This is a genomic window from Sedimentitalea sp. XS_ASV28, assembly GCF_041224545.1.
Taxonomy (GTDB): Bacteria; Pseudomonadota; Alphaproteobacteria; order Rhodobacterales; family Rhodobacteraceae; genus Sedimentitalea.
In genome coordinates, this window is sequence record NZ_JBGFGP010000028.1 from 1 (window position 1) to 573 (window position 573).

Below are 573 nucleotides of genomic sequence, written 5' to 3' on the forward strand. Positions count from 1 at the left end.
GCGTGCGTGCCCTCTCGGCAGATTTGCTTTGCAATTCGCCTGCCGGGGGACAGTACGTGGCGCTTCCGTGGCGAACTTGTCCCACAAGGCATCCTTCCATTCCTGCGAAAGGATCACACCATTAAACCGTGGGATCAAACATCTAGGGCGAAATCTGTAAGCGTGCCATGTAAAAAGCCTCTGGACACTATCTTAAGCAACGCCTAAAACCCCCGCACCCAAAGGTCTTTGCCTTTCCGTTGCCCGGGTAGCTCAGGGGTAGAGCAGTGGATTGAAAATCCTCGTGTCGGTGGTTCGATTCCGCCCCCGGGCACCATTTAACTCTCTGATATGATTGTAGTTTCTGTTCATGGCTGATCCTCGTTTCGGTCAGGTTTGACGCTTTTCTGCGAAGGTTTGACACTTTCGGCCCGCCTTCGGTTCTCTTCTTCCAGCGTCGCCATGTGTGGATGGCTCCGTTTTTGCAAGGGTTATTTCAGGCGACCGTGATCTTTGCGGATTGCGGTCATGTGTCCGGCCTGTTGTCGCGGCGCTTCATGACCGCTGGCCTTGATGAAGTCCGCAGGTCGGCTC

The 573-nt window shown here is 54.6% G+C and carries 1 tRNA gene; it reads left to right on the forward strand.

The features are described 5' to 3' along the window. The first annotated feature begins 241 nt into the window (after nt 1-241). Nucleotides 242-316 (forward strand) — tRNA-Phe (locus tag AB9K34_RS00370). The last annotated feature ends 257 nt before the right edge of the window (nt 317-573 follow it).